The sequence below is a fragment of the Oscillibacter acetigenes genome (assembly GCF_025567605.1).
Taxonomy (GTDB): domain Bacteria; phylum Bacillota; class Clostridia; order Oscillospirales; family Oscillospiraceae; genus Oscillibacter; species Oscillibacter welbionis.
On record NZ_JAOQKG010000002.1, the window covers coordinates 405,726 to 418,987 of the forward strand.

Sequence of the window (13,262 nt, forward strand, 5' to 3'; positions counted from 1 at the left end):
GCTCTTTCAAATAAGCTTATAGTGCGGCCAGGGACCGCCAGATCGGAATCCGATCATATCAAACAGAATCAAGAGCGGGCCGGCCAACAGCAGCCATAAAAGCGCATATCTGAGACAAATCTGCCCCAAAAAATTGCCGAAAAGAGAAGTGTAATCCCAAAGCCCCAAACCAAGCCAGACATTGAAAACCAGCCCGGCGGTCAACTGGGAAACAATCAGCACGATCCCTCCCAAAACTGCCTGGAGCCACAGCGGAAATGTCCAGGGCATTCGTTCGTTGACAGCGTCCAAAGGGATACACAGGAGGGAGAATACGGCAAGATCGGTCCAATGGCAGTTTCCGGTCAAAAGAAGCTGTAAAGCGCAGAAAACGACTCCGCCGCAGAACCATCGGAATATATGCCAAAGCAGCTGCATGATACGTCCCCCTCAAAAAAATTATCCGTTTCCCATCCTCCCTGATTAGGCATGCACAATGCTGAACGCCGGAAACAACAGTTCCCATCCGGTATGCGGATGACGGAGCTCCTTGCCAAGGTATTCGTGAAGAACCTCGTGCGCGTGGCCACAAACTCAAGGCCAGTGGCCAATCGGAACTGCAGTATGGAGGATTTTTCGGGCAGCTCCGTTTGATTTCTCCAGTATGCGGACTGGCAACGTGATGTCGGAAACCTTGCGGGAAAGCGTCTTTAGATGAGCTGCATGGCTATATTTTGGCAGCGGCAAATGACAAGAGGCCATTGTTAGTTTATGCACATTACCGCAAAATAGAAGTCATTTCCGATTTTAGAAAAATTTATTACTCCATAGAGAAAACGTAGATTCTGCTGAACAGAGAAAGGCTCCGGACGGGTGGCCTTCATTCACTGTTTTCCGTGCCTGTCGTACTCTTGGGGACAGCAATCTTTCGGGGGTATGGCGCGAATGTGCCGCCGACTATCGGGTGACATTCCGGTTTTCAGAGTGTCGATTTCGCCGATGCCTTTTTCCGGGAGCGTACAGCCAGCTGCAATTTCTCCATGATGTTTTGGGGGCCGGATTTCCGGCGGACGGAGTCTTTTGTGGACGAAACGAGGGAGAAATCGGGCACATCCGCTGCGGGGGTTGGAGACAGTACGGTTATATCTACGAAAAAGAGAGGAGCCGTTTGGCTAAAATAGAAAAAATGGCGGAGGCCCTGGAAAAGAAGTTGATTTTTCTCCCTAAAAATGATAGTTTGTAAGAGAGCACGCAGAGAGGCGTGTGATTGCTTTCCACATTTCTGTGAACGAACACAGAATGGAGAGAAGTGTGCAAAACATGCGGCCCGCTCTCACGGGACCGCTGGAAAAATTCTGAGGCTTCACAAGGGGGAAATTCCAATGTTTGATTCCAACCACGTATTCCTGGGCATTGCACCTATCGGCTGGTGCAACGACGATATGCCGGAGCTGGGCGGGGAGAACACCTTCCAGCAGACCGTCAGCGAGATGGCACTGGCGGGCTTCACCGGCTGCGAGATCGGCAACAAGTATCCCAAGGATCCTGCCGAGCTGAAGAAGGCCCTGGACCTGCGCGGCATGCGCATCGCCAGCCGCTGGTACTCATCCTTCCTCCTGACCCGCCCCTTTGAGGAGGAGGAGAAGGACTTCATCGCCAACCTGGACTTCCTGGCTGCTGTGGGCGCCAACCGCATCAACGTCAGCGAGCAGAGCTACTCCATCCAGGGCAAGATGGACGTACCCGTGCTCACCGGCGGCCACAAGCATGTGATGGACGACGCCGAGTGGAAGCTCCTGTGCGACGGCCTGAACAAGCTGGGCAAGATCGCTGCGGACCGGGGCTTCAAGCTGTGCTTCCACCACCACATGGGCACCGTGGTCCAGACCAGCGAGGAGACGGACCGCATGATGGCCAACACCGATCCCCGGTATGTGTTCCTGTGCTATGACACCGGCCACTTCACCTTCGCCGGCGAGGACCCCCTGGCTATGCTGAAGAAGTACGTGGACCGGGTGGGCCACGTCCACCTGAAGGATATGCGGCTGCCCGTGGTGGAAGAGGCCCGGAAGAATGACTGGTCCTTCCTGCAGGCCGTCCGCAATGGCGCCTTCACCGTCCCCGGTGACGGCGACGTGGACTTCGATCCTGTGTTCAAGGTGCTGGCGGATGCCGGCTACCAGGGCTGGCTGCTGGTGGAGGCGGAACAGGATCCTGCCAAGGCCAATCCGCTGGAGTATGCCATGAAGGCACGGAAGTACATCCGGGAGCATACGGGACTCTAATTCGAAGGGGGACTGCGTCCCCCCTCGACCGCCCCCCTCCCCAGTGACGTCGGTCACTGGGGACGCCGCCCAGGGCGGCTAAGTCAATGTATTTTCGGCAGGCGCATGTCCTGCCGAAAATGGTTGAAATGCATCGCGCCGCTGGCGCGAATGGAATTTGAGCAACAATCTTTATTTAGGAGATGACTCCAATGGCCTATATGAACAAGAACGCCGAGCTGAAGAACGGGTACAATGCCTATATTGACTCCTCTGTGGACGACATGGGCACCCAGATGGACGTGGGCCTGCTGCTGATGGAGGCGGGGGATACCTACGTCTATGAGGATGCCAAAAAAGAGGTGGCAATCCTCCTGTTTTCCGGCTCTGTCACCTATGAGTGGGACGGCAAGAAGGTGGAGGCCGACCGGCCGGACTGCTTCCACCACGATGCCTACTGCCTGCTGGCCGGCTGCGGCACGAAGGTGACCATCACCGCCAAGGCCCACAGTGAGCTGTATATCCAGGCCACTGTCAACGAGACGCCCTATGAGGCCGTCATGTACACCCCGGACAAGGTCCAGGTGGAGCACAAGGGCTTTGGCGGCGAGCTGATGGGCTGCATGTCCCGGGAGATCAAGACCTTCTTCGACCTGGACAACGCCCCCTTCTCCAAGATGGTCCTGGGCGAGGTGCTGAATCTGCCCGGCAAGTGGAGCTCCTATCCGCCCCACCACCATCCCCAGCCGGAGGTGTACTTCTACCGCTTCGACTATCCCGACGGCTTCGGCGCGGGCTTTGCCAACGGCGAGATCTTCAAGACGCAGCACAATGGCTGCGCCGTCATCAACCATGGCTTCCACTCCCAGACCGCCGCGCCGGGCTATGCCATGTGCTACGCCTGGGGCATCCGGCACCTGGAGGGGGATCCCTGGGACAAGACCCGCATCGACGATCCGGAGCACGCTTGGCTGTGGAAGGCCGATGCCAACGACCACATCTATCCCAATCACTGACAGGAGGTAATCACCCCATGAAAACCGTTCGTTTGACCATGGCGCAGGCTTTGGTCCGTTTCCTTGAGAACCAGTATATCGAAGTGGACGGCGAACAGAGCCGCTTCGTCCGCGGTGTATTCATCATCCCCGGCCACGGCAACGTGGTGGGCCTGGGCCAGGCCCTGAGCCAGGAGGCCAAGCACCTGGAGATCTGGCACGGCCAGAATGAGCAGGGCATGGCCCAGGCAGCCGTGGCCTTCGCCAAGCAGATGAAGCGCAAGCAGATTTGCGTGGCCACCTCCTCCGTGGGCCCCGGCGCGGCCAACATGGTCACCGCCTGCGGCACCGCCACCGCCAATAACATCCCCCTGTTGGTGCTGCCCGGCGACGTGTACGCCTGCCGCCAGCCGGACCCCGTGCTCCAGCAGGTGGAGCAGACCAACAACCTCTCCATCTCCACCAACGACGCCTTCAAGGCCGTCTGCCGCTACTGGGACCGCATCGTCCGGCCGGAGCAGCTGATGAGCGCCATGATCTCCGCTTTCCGGGTGCTGACGGACCCCGCCAACACCGGCGCCGTCTGCATCGCCATGCCTCAGGACGTGGAGGGCGAGGCCTATGACTATCCCGAGAGCTTCTTCAAGAAGCGCGTCTGGCGTCTGGAGCGCCGTCCCGCCACCGAGGCCGCTCTGGCCGACGCGGCGGAGGTCATCAAGAAGGCCAAGCGGCCCATTCTGGTCTGCGGTGGCGGCGTCCGTTACTCTGAGGCCCACGAGGAGTTCCGGGCCTTCGCAGAGGCCACCGGCATCCCCTTCGGCGAAACCCAGGCCGGCAAGAGCGCCATCGAGTGGACCCACCCCCTGAACCTGGGCGGCCTGGGCGTCACCGGCTGCTCCGCCGCCAACGATATTGCCAAGAAGGCGGACGTGGTCATCGGCGTGGGCACCCGCTACACCGACTTCACCACCGCCTCCAAGTGGCTGTTCAAGGACACCTGCAAGTTCGTCAACATCAATGTGTCCGAGTTCCAGGCCCTGAAGATGGACGCCGTGCCCGTGGTGGCCGACGCCAAGGATGCCCTGCCCCGCCTGCTGGCGAAGCTGGACGGCTACAAGGCTCCCTACACCACTGAGGTGTCCGCCGCCCGCGAGAAGTGGGCCAAGGAGCTGGAGCGCCTGGATCATATCACCTTTGAGGACAAGAAGAGCTGGAAACCCATCATCAACGACGCCAACGCCGACTCCGCCAAGCGGTTCGCCAAGGACCTGGACGCAGGCCTGTGCCAGACCACCGTGCTGGGCGCCATCAACGCCATGATGAGCGAGGGCGACGTGGCTATCGGCGCCGCCGGCTCCCTGCCCGGCGACATGCAGCGGATGTGGCGGCCCACCGGCATCGACTGCTATAACATGGAGTACGGCTACTCCACCATGGGCTATGAGATCGCCGGTGCCCTGGGCGTGAAGCTGGCCATTGGCGACAAGCGGGAAGTCTACGCCATGTGCGGTGACGGCAGCTTCAACATGCTCCACGGCGAGCTGGTCACCGCTGTTATGGAGCGCAAGAAGATCAACATCTGCCTGTTCGATAACGCCTCCTTCGGCTGCATCAACAACCTGCAGGTGGGCCACGGCAACGTGACGCTCTGCACGGAGCTGCGGTACCGCAGCAAGGACGGCCTGTTCGGTGACTTCCTGAACATCGATTACGCCAAGGTAGCGGAGGGCTACGGCTGCAAGAGCTACTCCATCCGCACCATGGAGGAGCTGGCGGCGGCCTTCGAGGACGCCAAGAAGGTGAAGGACCGCCCGGTGCTGTTCGACATCAAGGTGCTGCCCAAGACCATGACCGACGGCTACGGCTCCTGGTGGCGCGTGGGCGACACGGAGGTGTCCGAGCGGCCGGAGAACCTGGCGGCCTATCAGGATCACCTGGACCACGTGAGGGACGCCCGGAAGTATTGATCCTCTCAAGGGGGAGCTTGCTCCCCCTCGACCTCCCCTACCACCAGTGACATCGGTCACTGGTGAACGGCGCCCCAGGCGCCTGGGGCGGGGAATTTTCGGCAGGCGCATGTCCTGCCGAAAATGATTGAAAGATCTTCTTTCGCCGCTGGCGAAAGAACTGGGAAAACACTTGGTTTCCCCAAGTCCCTTTCCTGCGGGTATCGAAAGAGGAGGAGATTCGTTTGAATTGTCCTTTTTGCGGCGCGGAAATGGGGAGCGGCGCTTTGCAAAGCAACTATGGAATCTATTGGCTGCCAAAGCCTCGGAAAGCCGGACCACCGGACTTGTCTAAGGATGCAGAGCATTTGAGCAGGCAGGATACCCCGCTTATTACGCCACCTTATATCCCAGCCTCCCGCTGTACCAAGTGCCGGAAGATTATTCTTGATTACTGAGCTGCCGCCCCGGTCGGCACGTCTATGACCGTCCGGGCCACGGTGCGGCGGGCGGTTGATAACCGCCCCTACAGGAAGATCTCCGGGCTTTCCCGAACTGCCAGGAGAGCGGCAGCGAAAAGCGGCGCAGGATGTATCCCTGACTTCCCCGGGCTGGTGGTTTCCCCAAGGGTAGCGCGTTTCCGTCCCTGACTGCCGCAAGGGACCGTCAACCATCCCCCGCCGGCGGCAGGAGGTCTGCGCCTGCGCAGACCGACCCGCCGAACATGTTTTCTTTTCCACCGGGCGCGGCGCATTTTCTTTTTGATGTCTCAAAAAGAAAATGGGGGGCGCATCTGCCAGACATCATCATAGCTGCCTTTCCCCGCTGAAACGGGCGGCCTTACAACTGCATATCCTCATTTTCAAATAAAGGAAGGTACACAATCATGGATAAGGTTCTGAAAATCGGCATCATCGGCTGCGGCGCCATCGGCAAGGATCACTGCCGCCGCATTATCGAGACGGTCCCCGGCGCCACGGTCGTGGCCGTCAGCGACTATGTGGCTGCTGCCGCCGACGAGACTGCCGCCAAGTACGGCATCAAGTCCTATGGCAACGACTGCGACGGCATGATCAAGGACCCTGAGGTGGAGGCCGTGGTCATCACCTCCATCGATCCTACCCATCACGACTACGTCATGAAGACTCTGGCAGAGGAGAAGTGGTGCTTCTGTGAGAAGCCCCTGAGCCAGAACGCCAAGGACTGCGAGGAGATCATCCGCCGGGAGCAGGAGATCGGCAAGCGGCTGGTGCAGGTGGGCTTCATGCGCCACTATGATCGGGGCTACGCTGAGATGAAGCGGATCATCGCCTCCGGCGAGCTGGGCAAGCCCCTCATCATCAAGGCCTGCCACCGCAACGTCTCCCAGGGCCCGGGCTTCAAGACCGAGAACGGTGTCACCAACGTCGCCATTCACGAGCTGGACATCTGCCGCTGGCTGCTGGATGACGAGTATGAGGACGTGCAGTGCGTGAAGGTCCGCCAGTCCTCCAACTCCGACAAGGGCTATGATAACCCCCAGGTGATGCTGATGCGCACCAAGAAGGGCTGCTTCATCGATGTGGAGGTCCAGGTGGCCGACGGCTACGGCTATGACATCCAGTGCGAGGTGGTCTGCGAGAACGGCACCGTCAAGCTGCCCGATCCCTACGCCGTGGTGTGCCGCTCCCGTCCCGCCGGCTGGGACAGCGTGAAGCCCGCCGAGTCCATGCCCATCATGACCGACTGGAAGGAGCGCTTCATCGAGGCTTATGACATTGAGTTCTGCAAGTGGGTGGAGTCCGTCCATGCCGGCAAGCTCACCGGCCCCTCCTCCTGGGACGGCTACGTGGCCTGCGTGGCTGGCGACGCTCTGAACGCCTCCCGCGGAACCTCTCAGTTCCTGAAGGTGGAGACCATGGAAAAGCCGGAAATGTACAAGTAATCTGCAAAATCAAGCGCAAAAAGGCCGCCCTCCCGGGCGGCCTTTTTGCGGGGATCCCCTGGGAAGCGTGAAGGGTCGAGAGTTGAGAACGAAGAGCGCTGCTGTTTGGATAGAAGCTGCCTCTTCGTATCTCTGATTTCCACCCCTCACGTTTTGCTCTGTTGGAGGACTTGTTTCTTTTTGTTTCCAATCGTTCACAAAATCTCCCTTGTTTTCGCGGTCGGAAGGCTGTACCATAAAAACAGAACAAAGAAGATCAGACGGCCGTCCGCGGCCGGAAAGGAACGATATGAACATACGAAAGAAAATCCTGACTCGCTGCGGCGCCCTGCTGACGGCGGTTCTGGTGCTGGCCCCAACCGCCCTGGCGGCGGAGGCTGAGATACCGTACATCCCCCAGACTGTCCCGGCGGCCCAGCTTGCTCCGGCAGACCAGAGGGGGCAGGAGGACTGGCAGCTGCTGCTGGTGAACCCTTGGCACACGGTGCCGGAGGGATATGAGATCAAGCTGGCCACGTTATCCAATGGACTCCAGGTGGACGAACGGATCTATGATGATCTGGATGACATGCTCTCCGACTGCCGGGAGGCGGGCCTGAACCCCATCGTCTGCTCCGCTTACCGGACAGAGGCCACCCAGACCCGGCTGTACCGGAACAAGGTGGCGCGGGTCCGGGCCTCCGGTGTGCCGGAGGACCGGGTGGAGGCGGAGGCCGCCCGGTGGGTGGCCAAGCCCGGCACCAGCGAGCACCAGACCGGCCTGGCTCTGGACATTGTAGCCGCCGGCTATCAGATCCTGGACGAGGAACAGGAGGACACGGCGGAGCAGAAGTGGCTGATGGAGAACAGCTGGAAGTACGGCTTCATCCTCCGTTATCCTTCGGAGAAGAGCGACATCACAGGCATCGGGTACGAGCCCTGGCACTACCGTTACGTGGGCAAGGCGGCGGCAGCGGACATCTACCGCACCGGCGTCTGCCTGGAGGAGTATCTGAGCCAGGAGGGGCCGGAGGCGGAGCTGGCGCCTGCGCAGACAATCCGGCAGGCGGCCCCGGCATCCGGCTCTATGGAGACCGCGCCGCAGGGGGCGGCGGCCATCTGAAACTGCATCCACATACACGGCGGGGAAACCCGCCGTGTATATTTTCCCTGAATTCCTACTTGACAAATAGGATTTTTTGTGAGATAACTATACCATAGTAATTAACTGGGAAAAGGAGTGAACCAGATGAAGATTTACGCGGACAACGCGGCCACCACTCGGGTGAGCGACACGGCGCTGGCGGCCATGACGCCCTGCTTTCAGGAGATCTACGGCAATCCTTCCAGCCTTCATACGCCGGGACAGCGGGCGGCGGAGAAGCTGGCGGCCGCCCGGGCGATCTTTGCACGGAACCTGCATGCGGATCCCCGGGAGATCACCTTCACCTCCGGCGGCAGCGAGGCGGACAACCAGGCCCTCCGTACCGCGGCGGCCTTGGGGGAGAAGCGGGGCAAACGTCATATCGTCTCAACGAAATTCGAGCACCATGCCGTGCTCCATACCCTCCAGGCCCTGGAGCGGGAGGGCTTTGAAGTAACCCTGCTGGACATTCCGCCGGACGGCGTGGTGACGGCGGAGCAGGTCCGGGATGCCATCCGGCCGGACACTTGTCTGGTGAGCGTCATGTTTGCCAACAACGAGATCGGCACCATCCAGCCCATTGCTGAGATCGGCGCCGTCTGCCGCCAGGCGGGGGTCCTGTTTCACACGGACGCGGTCCAGGCGGCAGGCCACCTGCCCATCGATGTGGAGGCGATGCAGGTGGACCTGCTGTCCCTCTCCGCCCATAAGTTCCATGGGCCCAAGGGCGTGGGAGTGCTGTACGCCCGGCGCAGTATTCCTCTGGCTACGCTGATCCATGGCGGTGCCCAGGAGCGGGGGAAGCGGGGCGGCACGGAGGACATCCCCGGCATCTGCGGCGCTGCGGCCGCCTTTGACGAGGCCTGTGCCACCATAGAACAGAACGCCGCCTACCTCACGCCTCTGCGGGACAGGCTGATCGCCGGCCTTACCGCCATCCCCCACACCGCGCTGAACGGCGATTCGGCCCGGCGGCTGCCGGGGAATGTGAACGTGTGCTTCGAGGGGATCGAAGGGGAGTCCCTGCTGTTGCTGCTGGATGAAAAGGGCATCGCCGCCTCCTCCGGCAGCGCCTGTACCTCCGGCTCCCTGGACCCCAGCCATGTGCTGCTGGCCCTGGGGCGGCCCCACGAGGTGGCTCACGGCTCCCTCCGGCTGAGCCTGAGCCATGAGAACCGGCCGGAGGAGATCGACTATATCCTGGAGGTCCTGCCGGGGATCGTGTCCTATCTGCGGGGCATGTCCCCTGTGTGGGACGAGCTGGAGACCGGCCTGCGGCCGCATCTGATCTGAAAGGAGACAATGACTATGGCCTTATATAGTGATAAAGTGATGGACCACTTCCAGCATCCCCGGAACGTGGGGAAGCTGCCCGACGCCGACGGCGTGGGCGAGGTGGGCAACGCCAAGTGCGGGGATATCATGCGGATGTATATCCAGGTGGACCCGGAGACCCAAGTGATTACCGATGTAAAGTTCAACACCTTCGGCTGCGGCAGTGCCATCGCCACCAGCTCTATGGCTACGGAGATGATCAAGGGCAAGCCTGTTTCCGAGGCCCTGCAGCTCACCAACCGGGCAGTGGTGGAGGCTCTGGACGGCCTTCCGGCCCATAAGCTCCACTGCTCTGTCCTTGCGGAAGAGGCGGTGCGGGCTGCTATCCGGGATTACTACGACCGGAACAGCATCCCCTACGGAGAGGAACTGCGGGCTTGCGAAGGACATTGCGATACCTGCGGACATTAAGAAAACGCCTCGGAGCAATGCTCCGGGGCGTTGTTTCTCCCAATCAAAAATCATCGTCCCCGTCTAGCTCGTCCTCGTACGGGTAGCAGTCCGCGAACATCTTCTCAAACCGGCGCTGATTCTTCCGGTCGTTGGGCGTCATCCGATTCAGATTCTTCAGAAAGGACAAAATCATACCGAAGAGATATCCAAAGGTGCCGGGGGCGGCGGTGAGCCAGATCATCAGCGCGGAAATCACGGCCACGCCCAGAAAGCCGATCACCGTGCGCCAGGCGATCCGGCGGAGTGCCAGCGCCAGATCAAAGGCCGGGACCTGGTGCTTCCGGCGTCTGGCCAGGGAGATGGAGGAGCAAAGCGCCACCAGGGCCTGAACGCCGAAGATGCTCATGATAAGAAAACCGGCGACAGCCGCGCACAGAAAATGGAGGGCGATTGAGGCGATATCCATGCAGGGTTCTCCTCCCATGTCCAACTGAGTACGATCATTATACAGGAAAACCGCCGGTTTGACAAGGGGTGTTCACGCGAGCCACCATGTCCGGCCGTCCAACTGTCCGTCCTGGATGGTCACTACGCCATAGGAGGGGCGGGTGGGGGCACCGATGCTGCCGGGATTCAGGAACAGTGTCCGGCCCCGCCGGTCCACCAGAGGTCTGTGGGTGTGGCCGAAGAGGAAGAGGTCCAGCTGTTGTTCCTCCGCGGCAAACCCCGCGGTCACCAGGGACTGCTTCACGCCGTAGGTGTGGCCGTGGCACAGGAGAATACGCTTGCCCCGCAGCTCCAGCAGCCGTTCCGCCGGCTCTGTGGGACGGAAGTCACAGTTGCCCGGAACCTGTTCCAGGGGGATGGAGGGAAACCTGTCGTGGAGCCGTTCCCCGTCCCGCCAGCAGTCCCCCAGATGCAGAATCAGGTCCGGGGAGGTCTGCTCCACGGCCTGCTCCATGGGACTGACGGCGCCATGGGAATCCGAGAGTACCAGAATTTTCATAGGCATTTCCTTTCCGGAGAGGTCTTTTGGTTCAGTATAGAGGACGGCGGCAGATTTTGCAAATTTTTTGCGTGGATCCCCGGCGCGCTTTCCCGGATGCGGAAAAATTGAAAAAGGGGCTTGACAGAGCAGAGCGGCTATGGTATATTCTACCTGTGGTTAGTTAAAACTAACTAACGGCGCGGGCCGGGAGCGGCCCATACTTTCAACGCCGGGGTTTGCTAAAACTAACTTCGGCGGCAGGAACGGAGGGCAGTCATGGAACGGAGCTTTGAAGCGGTGCTGGTGGAACAATGTGCCACCACGCTGGCGGGTGTGAAGCCGGCCAGCCTGTTCCGGTATCAGGGCGCTGACAAGCGGCAGCCCCGGGAGGCCGCGGCCCGCTGGGCCAAAGAGCTGGCCCCTTACGGCATCACCATCCGGGTCCTGAAATACTGTCCGCAGACGGGTGCTTGTCTGATCTACCTGTACCGGGCCGGATGGCTTCGGTCGATCCTCTCGGAGCCATCCACCCGCGCCTTTCTGGCGGGGCAGGGGTATGGGGCGGATCAGAGCTGTCAGGAGCTGCTGAGGCAGCTTTCCAGGCGGCTGTGCCTGGAGCGGGAATTCCCCCATGAGATCGGCGTCTTTCTGGGCTACCCCCTGGAGGATGTGGTGGGCTTCATCCGGAACCGGGGCAGGAACTACACCTGCTGCGGATACTGGAAGGCCTACGGCGACCCGGAGGCGGCACAAAAGCGTTTCGATCAATACCGCCGCTGCACTGCCGCCTGCTGTGAGCAGTTCCGGAAGGGCACGGCCATCACGCAGCTGATCGCAGCGTGAGCTCCAACACAAGCTGGAAAGGAAGCAATGCTATGAACAAATTAGCCATCGTATACTGGAGCGGTACCGGCAACACGGAGACCATGGCCAACTGCATCGCAGACGGCGCCAGGGAGTCCGGTGCGGAGGTCGCCATGCTGCCCCCTGGGGAGTTCTCTGCCGCCCGGTTTTCTGAATTTGGTGTCGTGGCCTTCGGCTGCCCCGCCATGGGCGCCGAGCAGCTGGAGGAGGACGAAGTGGAACCCATGTTCGCCGGATTGGAGGACTCTCTGGGCGGAAAGAAGATCGCCCTGTTCGGCTCCTACGGCTGGGGCGACGGCCAATGGATGCGGGAGTGGTGCAGCCGCTGCGAGGCGGCGGGCGCCAACCTGTATGACGAAGCGGGCCTGATCGCCAATGATTCTCCCAATGAAGAGGCCCGAGAGGCCTGCCGGGAGTTGGGCCGCAAGCTGGCGGCCTGGTAACATTTGCTCATCAAAGATCTTTCTTTGATACTTATCTCCTTTTTTCCCCTCAACATGGCCCTCGCGCGGTGTGCCTGCCGCGCGGGGGCCGACTCCTTTTTCACGGCTTTCAAATTTTTCCGAAAAAGGGCTTGACAGCCATGGTTAGCCATGGTAAACTACAAAACCGAAAGAAGGTTAGCAAAAGCTAACCACAGAACAGATCCAAGTGGAAGAAGTGTCTTGCAGAGGAGGGAGGTTTTATGATGCCTCTGACAATGGCCCGGCCGGGAGAGACTGTTACGATCCGCAAGATCACCGGCAGGGATGAGGTCCGGCAGCATCTGGCGGAGCTGGGATTCGTGGTGAACAGTGATGTCACGGTGGTCAGCCAGCTGGCCGGCAATCTGATCCTGCAGGTGAAGGACAGCCGGGTGGCATTGGACAAGACCATGGCGAACCGGATCATGATTTGAGAGCAGAGTAGGAGGAAGAATATGAAGAGCCTGAAAGATGTCAAGGTGGGGGAGACCGCCACAGTGGTCAAACTCCACGGAGAGGGCGCTACCAAGCGCCGGATCATGGATATGGGCATTACCAAGGGTGTGGAGATCCACGTCCGCAAGGTTGCGCCTCTGGGCGATCCGATGGAGCTGAATGTGCGGGGCTATGAGCTCAGTGTGCGGAAGGCCGACGCGGAGAAGATCGAGGTCTCTTAAAGAGGGGACTGCGTCCCCCTTTACGCTCCGGCAGACCTGCGGTCTGCCTCCACTATTCCCCCACACCAGTGACGTTGGTCACTGGTGTGTGCGCCCCAGGGACGCACGGGTCGGGGGATTTTCGGCAGGTACACGCCCTGCCGAAAATGATTTCATTTTGTTCTTTCGCCACTGGCGAAAGAACCGGGGAAGCCGGAGGTTTCCCCTGGCCCCCCTTTCCCGGATGATGCGGGGACGGTGGAAATATCAATGGCGGCTGTTGCCGCTGTTTTTCAGGATGAAAGTTAGCCTAAACTAACACTTTGGAAGG

The 13,262-nt window shown here is 60.4% G+C and carries 15 protein-coding genes; 12 read left to right on the forward strand and 3 right to left on the reverse strand.

Features of this window, described 5'->3' with window-relative positions; translation table 11 throughout:
• Window positions 1–6: 6 nt before the first annotated feature.
• Window positions 7–417 carry a putative ABC transporter permease gene (locus OCV80_RS05830; protein ID WP_025543501.1) on the reverse strand — a complete coding sequence of 137 codons (411 nt, stop codon included), beginning with the start codon at window positions 415–417 and terminating at the stop codon, window positions 7–9.
• Between the two features lie 944 nt (window positions 418–1,361).
• Between OCV80_RS05830 and iolE the strand changes: the two genes are divergently transcribed.
• The 8 genes from iolE to nifU all read left to right on the forward strand — a co-directional run bounded on the left by iolE (window position 1,362) and on the right by nifU (window position 9,977).
• The gene (gene iolE, locus OCV80_RS05835) at window positions 1,362–2,264 is read left to right on the forward strand and encodes a myo-inosose-2 dehydratase (RefSeq protein WP_021748901.1); all 903 of its coding nucleotides are present in this window, start codon (window positions 1,362–1,364) and stop codon (window positions 2,262–2,264) included.
• Between the two features lie 191 nt (window positions 2,265–2,455).
• Window positions 2,456–3,259 carry a 5-deoxy-glucuronate isomerase gene (locus OCV80_RS05840; protein WP_021748900.1) on the forward strand — a complete coding sequence of 268 codons (804 nt, stop codon included), beginning with the start codon at window positions 2,456–2,458 and terminating at the stop codon, window positions 3,257–3,259.
• A 17-nt stretch (window positions 3,260–3,276) separates the two neighbouring features.
• Entirely contained in the window at window positions 3,277–5,205 is a 1,929-nt protein-coding gene (gene iolD / locus OCV80_RS05845) for a 3D-(3,5/4)-trihydroxycyclohexane-1,2-dione acylhydrolase (decyclizing) (protein WP_119310671.1), read from the forward strand.
• Window positions 5,206–5,429: 224 nt separating this feature from the next.
• Window positions 5,430–5,642 (forward strand): PF20097 family protein, encoded by a 213-nt coding sequence (locus OCV80_RS16545; RefSeq protein WP_353733894.1) that lies wholly within the window; start codon window positions 5,430–5,432, stop codon window positions 5,640–5,642.
• Window positions 5,643–6,070: 428 nt separating this feature from the next.
• Entirely contained in the window at window positions 6,071–7,108 is a 1,038-nt protein-coding gene (locus tag OCV80_RS05850; protein WP_021748895.1) for a Gfo/Idh/MocA family protein, read from the forward strand.
• Window positions 7,109–7,676: 568 nt separating this feature from the next.
• Window positions 7,677–8,210, forward strand: a complete 534-nt coding sequence (locus OCV80_RS05855; protein WP_394802910.1) for a M15 family metallopeptidase — start codon at window positions 7,677–7,679, stop codon at window positions 8,208–8,210.
• A gap of 126 nt (window positions 8,211–8,336) precedes the next feature.
• Window positions 8,337–9,524 (forward strand): cysteine desulfurase family protein, encoded by a 1,188-nt coding sequence (locus OCV80_RS05860; protein WP_119310672.1) that lies wholly within the window; start codon window positions 8,337–8,339, stop codon window positions 9,522–9,524.
• A 15-nt stretch (window positions 9,525–9,539) separates the two neighbouring features.
• Entirely contained in the window at window positions 9,540–9,977 is a 438-nt protein-coding gene (gene nifU, locus OCV80_RS05865) for a Fe-S cluster assembly scaffold protein NifU (RefSeq protein WP_025543496.1), read from the forward strand.
• A gap of 43 nt (window positions 9,978–10,020) precedes the next feature.
• Here the strand turns inward: nifU and OCV80_RS05870 are convergent, their stop codons facing one another.
• Together OCV80_RS05870 and OCV80_RS05875 are read right to left on the reverse strand one after the other, a co-directional pair.
• A complete protein-coding gene (locus OCV80_RS05870) occupies window positions 10,021–10,425 on the reverse strand; it encodes a hypothetical protein (protein WP_021749380.1) in 405 nt (134 codons plus the stop codon).
• Window positions 10,426–10,497: 72 nt separating this feature from the next.
• On the reverse strand, window positions 10,498–10,965 hold the full coding sequence (locus OCV80_RS05875) for a metallophosphoesterase family protein (protein ID WP_025543495.1): 468 nt from the start codon (window positions 10,963–10,965) through the stop codon (window positions 10,498–10,500).
• A 258-nt stretch (window positions 10,966–11,223) separates the two neighbouring features.
• On the opposite strand from OCV80_RS05875, the gene OCV80_RS05880 reads away from it, so the two are divergent.
• The 4 genes from OCV80_RS05880 to OCV80_RS05895 all read left to right on the forward strand — a co-directional run bounded on the left by OCV80_RS05880 (window position 11,224) and on the right by OCV80_RS05895 (window position 12,952).
• Window positions 11,224–11,790 (forward strand): DUF3793 family protein, encoded by a 567-nt coding sequence (locus OCV80_RS05880; protein WP_021749377.1) that lies wholly within the window; start codon window positions 11,224–11,226, stop codon window positions 11,788–11,790.
• Between the two features lie 32 nt (window positions 11,791–11,822).
• Window positions 11,823–12,254: a flavodoxin gene (locus OCV80_RS05885; protein ID WP_119310673.1), complete on the forward strand. Its 432-nt coding sequence runs from the start codon at window positions 11,823–11,825 to the stop codon at window positions 12,252–12,254.
• A 242-nt stretch (window positions 12,255–12,496) separates the two neighbouring features.
• Window positions 12,497–12,709 carry a FeoA family protein gene (locus tag OCV80_RS05890; RefSeq protein WP_025543494.1) on the forward strand — a complete coding sequence of 71 codons (213 nt, stop codon included), beginning with the start codon at window positions 12,497–12,499 and terminating at the stop codon, window positions 12,707–12,709.
• A gap of 21 nt (window positions 12,710–12,730) precedes the next feature.
• A complete protein-coding gene (locus OCV80_RS05895; protein ID WP_021749373.1) occupies window positions 12,731–12,952 on the forward strand; it encodes a FeoA family protein in 222 nt (73 codons plus the stop codon).
• Window positions 12,953–13,262: the final 310 nt, after the last annotated feature.

Coding starts and splice junctions, on each gene's coding strand:
- iolD (WP_119310671.1), top strand. CDS start 3,277: ATGAAAACCGTTCGTTTGACCATGGCGCAGGCTTTGGTCCGTTTCCTT.
- nifU (WP_025543496.1), top strand. CDS start 9,540: ATGGCCTTATATAGTGATAAAGTGATGGACCACTTCCAGCATCCCCGG.
- iolE (WP_021748901.1), top strand. CDS start 1,362: ATGTTTGATTCCAACCACGTATTCCTGGGCATTGCACCTATCGGCTGG.
- OCV80_RS05870 (WP_021749380.1), bottom strand. CDS start 10,425: ATGGATATCGCCTCAATCGCCCTCCATTTTCTGTGCGCGGCTGTCGCC.
- OCV80_RS05855 (WP_394802910.1), top strand. CDS start 7,677: ATGCTCTCCGACTGCCGGGAGGCGGGCCTGAACCCCATCGTCTGCTCC.
- OCV80_RS05895 (WP_021749373.1), top strand. CDS start 12,731: ATGAAGAGCCTGAAAGATGTCAAGGTGGGGGAGACCGCCACAGTGGTC.
- OCV80_RS05830 (WP_025543501.1), bottom strand. CDS start 417: ATGCAGCTGCTTTGGCATATATTCCGATGGTTCTGCGGCGGAGTCGTT.
- OCV80_RS05875 (WP_025543495.1), bottom strand. CDS start 10,965: ATGAAAATTCTGGTACTCTCGGATTCCCATGGCGCCGTCAGTCCCATG.
- OCV80_RS05840 (WP_021748900.1), top strand. CDS start 2,456: ATGGCCTATATGAACAAGAACGCCGAGCTGAAGAACGGGTACAATGCC.
- OCV80_RS05880 (WP_021749377.1), top strand. CDS start 11,224: ATGGAACGGAGCTTTGAAGCGGTGCTGGTGGAACAATGTGCCACCACG.
- OCV80_RS05890 (WP_025543494.1), top strand. CDS start 12,497: ATGATGCCTCTGACAATGGCCCGGCCGGGAGAGACTGTTACGATCCGC.
- OCV80_RS05850 (WP_021748895.1), top strand. CDS start 6,071: ATGGATAAGGTTCTGAAAATCGGCATCATCGGCTGCGGCGCCATCGGC.
- OCV80_RS05860 (WP_119310672.1), top strand. CDS start 8,337: ATGAAGATTTACGCGGACAACGCGGCCACCACTCGGGTGAGCGACACG.
- OCV80_RS05885 (WP_119310673.1), top strand. CDS start 11,823: ATGAACAAATTAGCCATCGTATACTGGAGCGGTACCGGCAACACGGAG.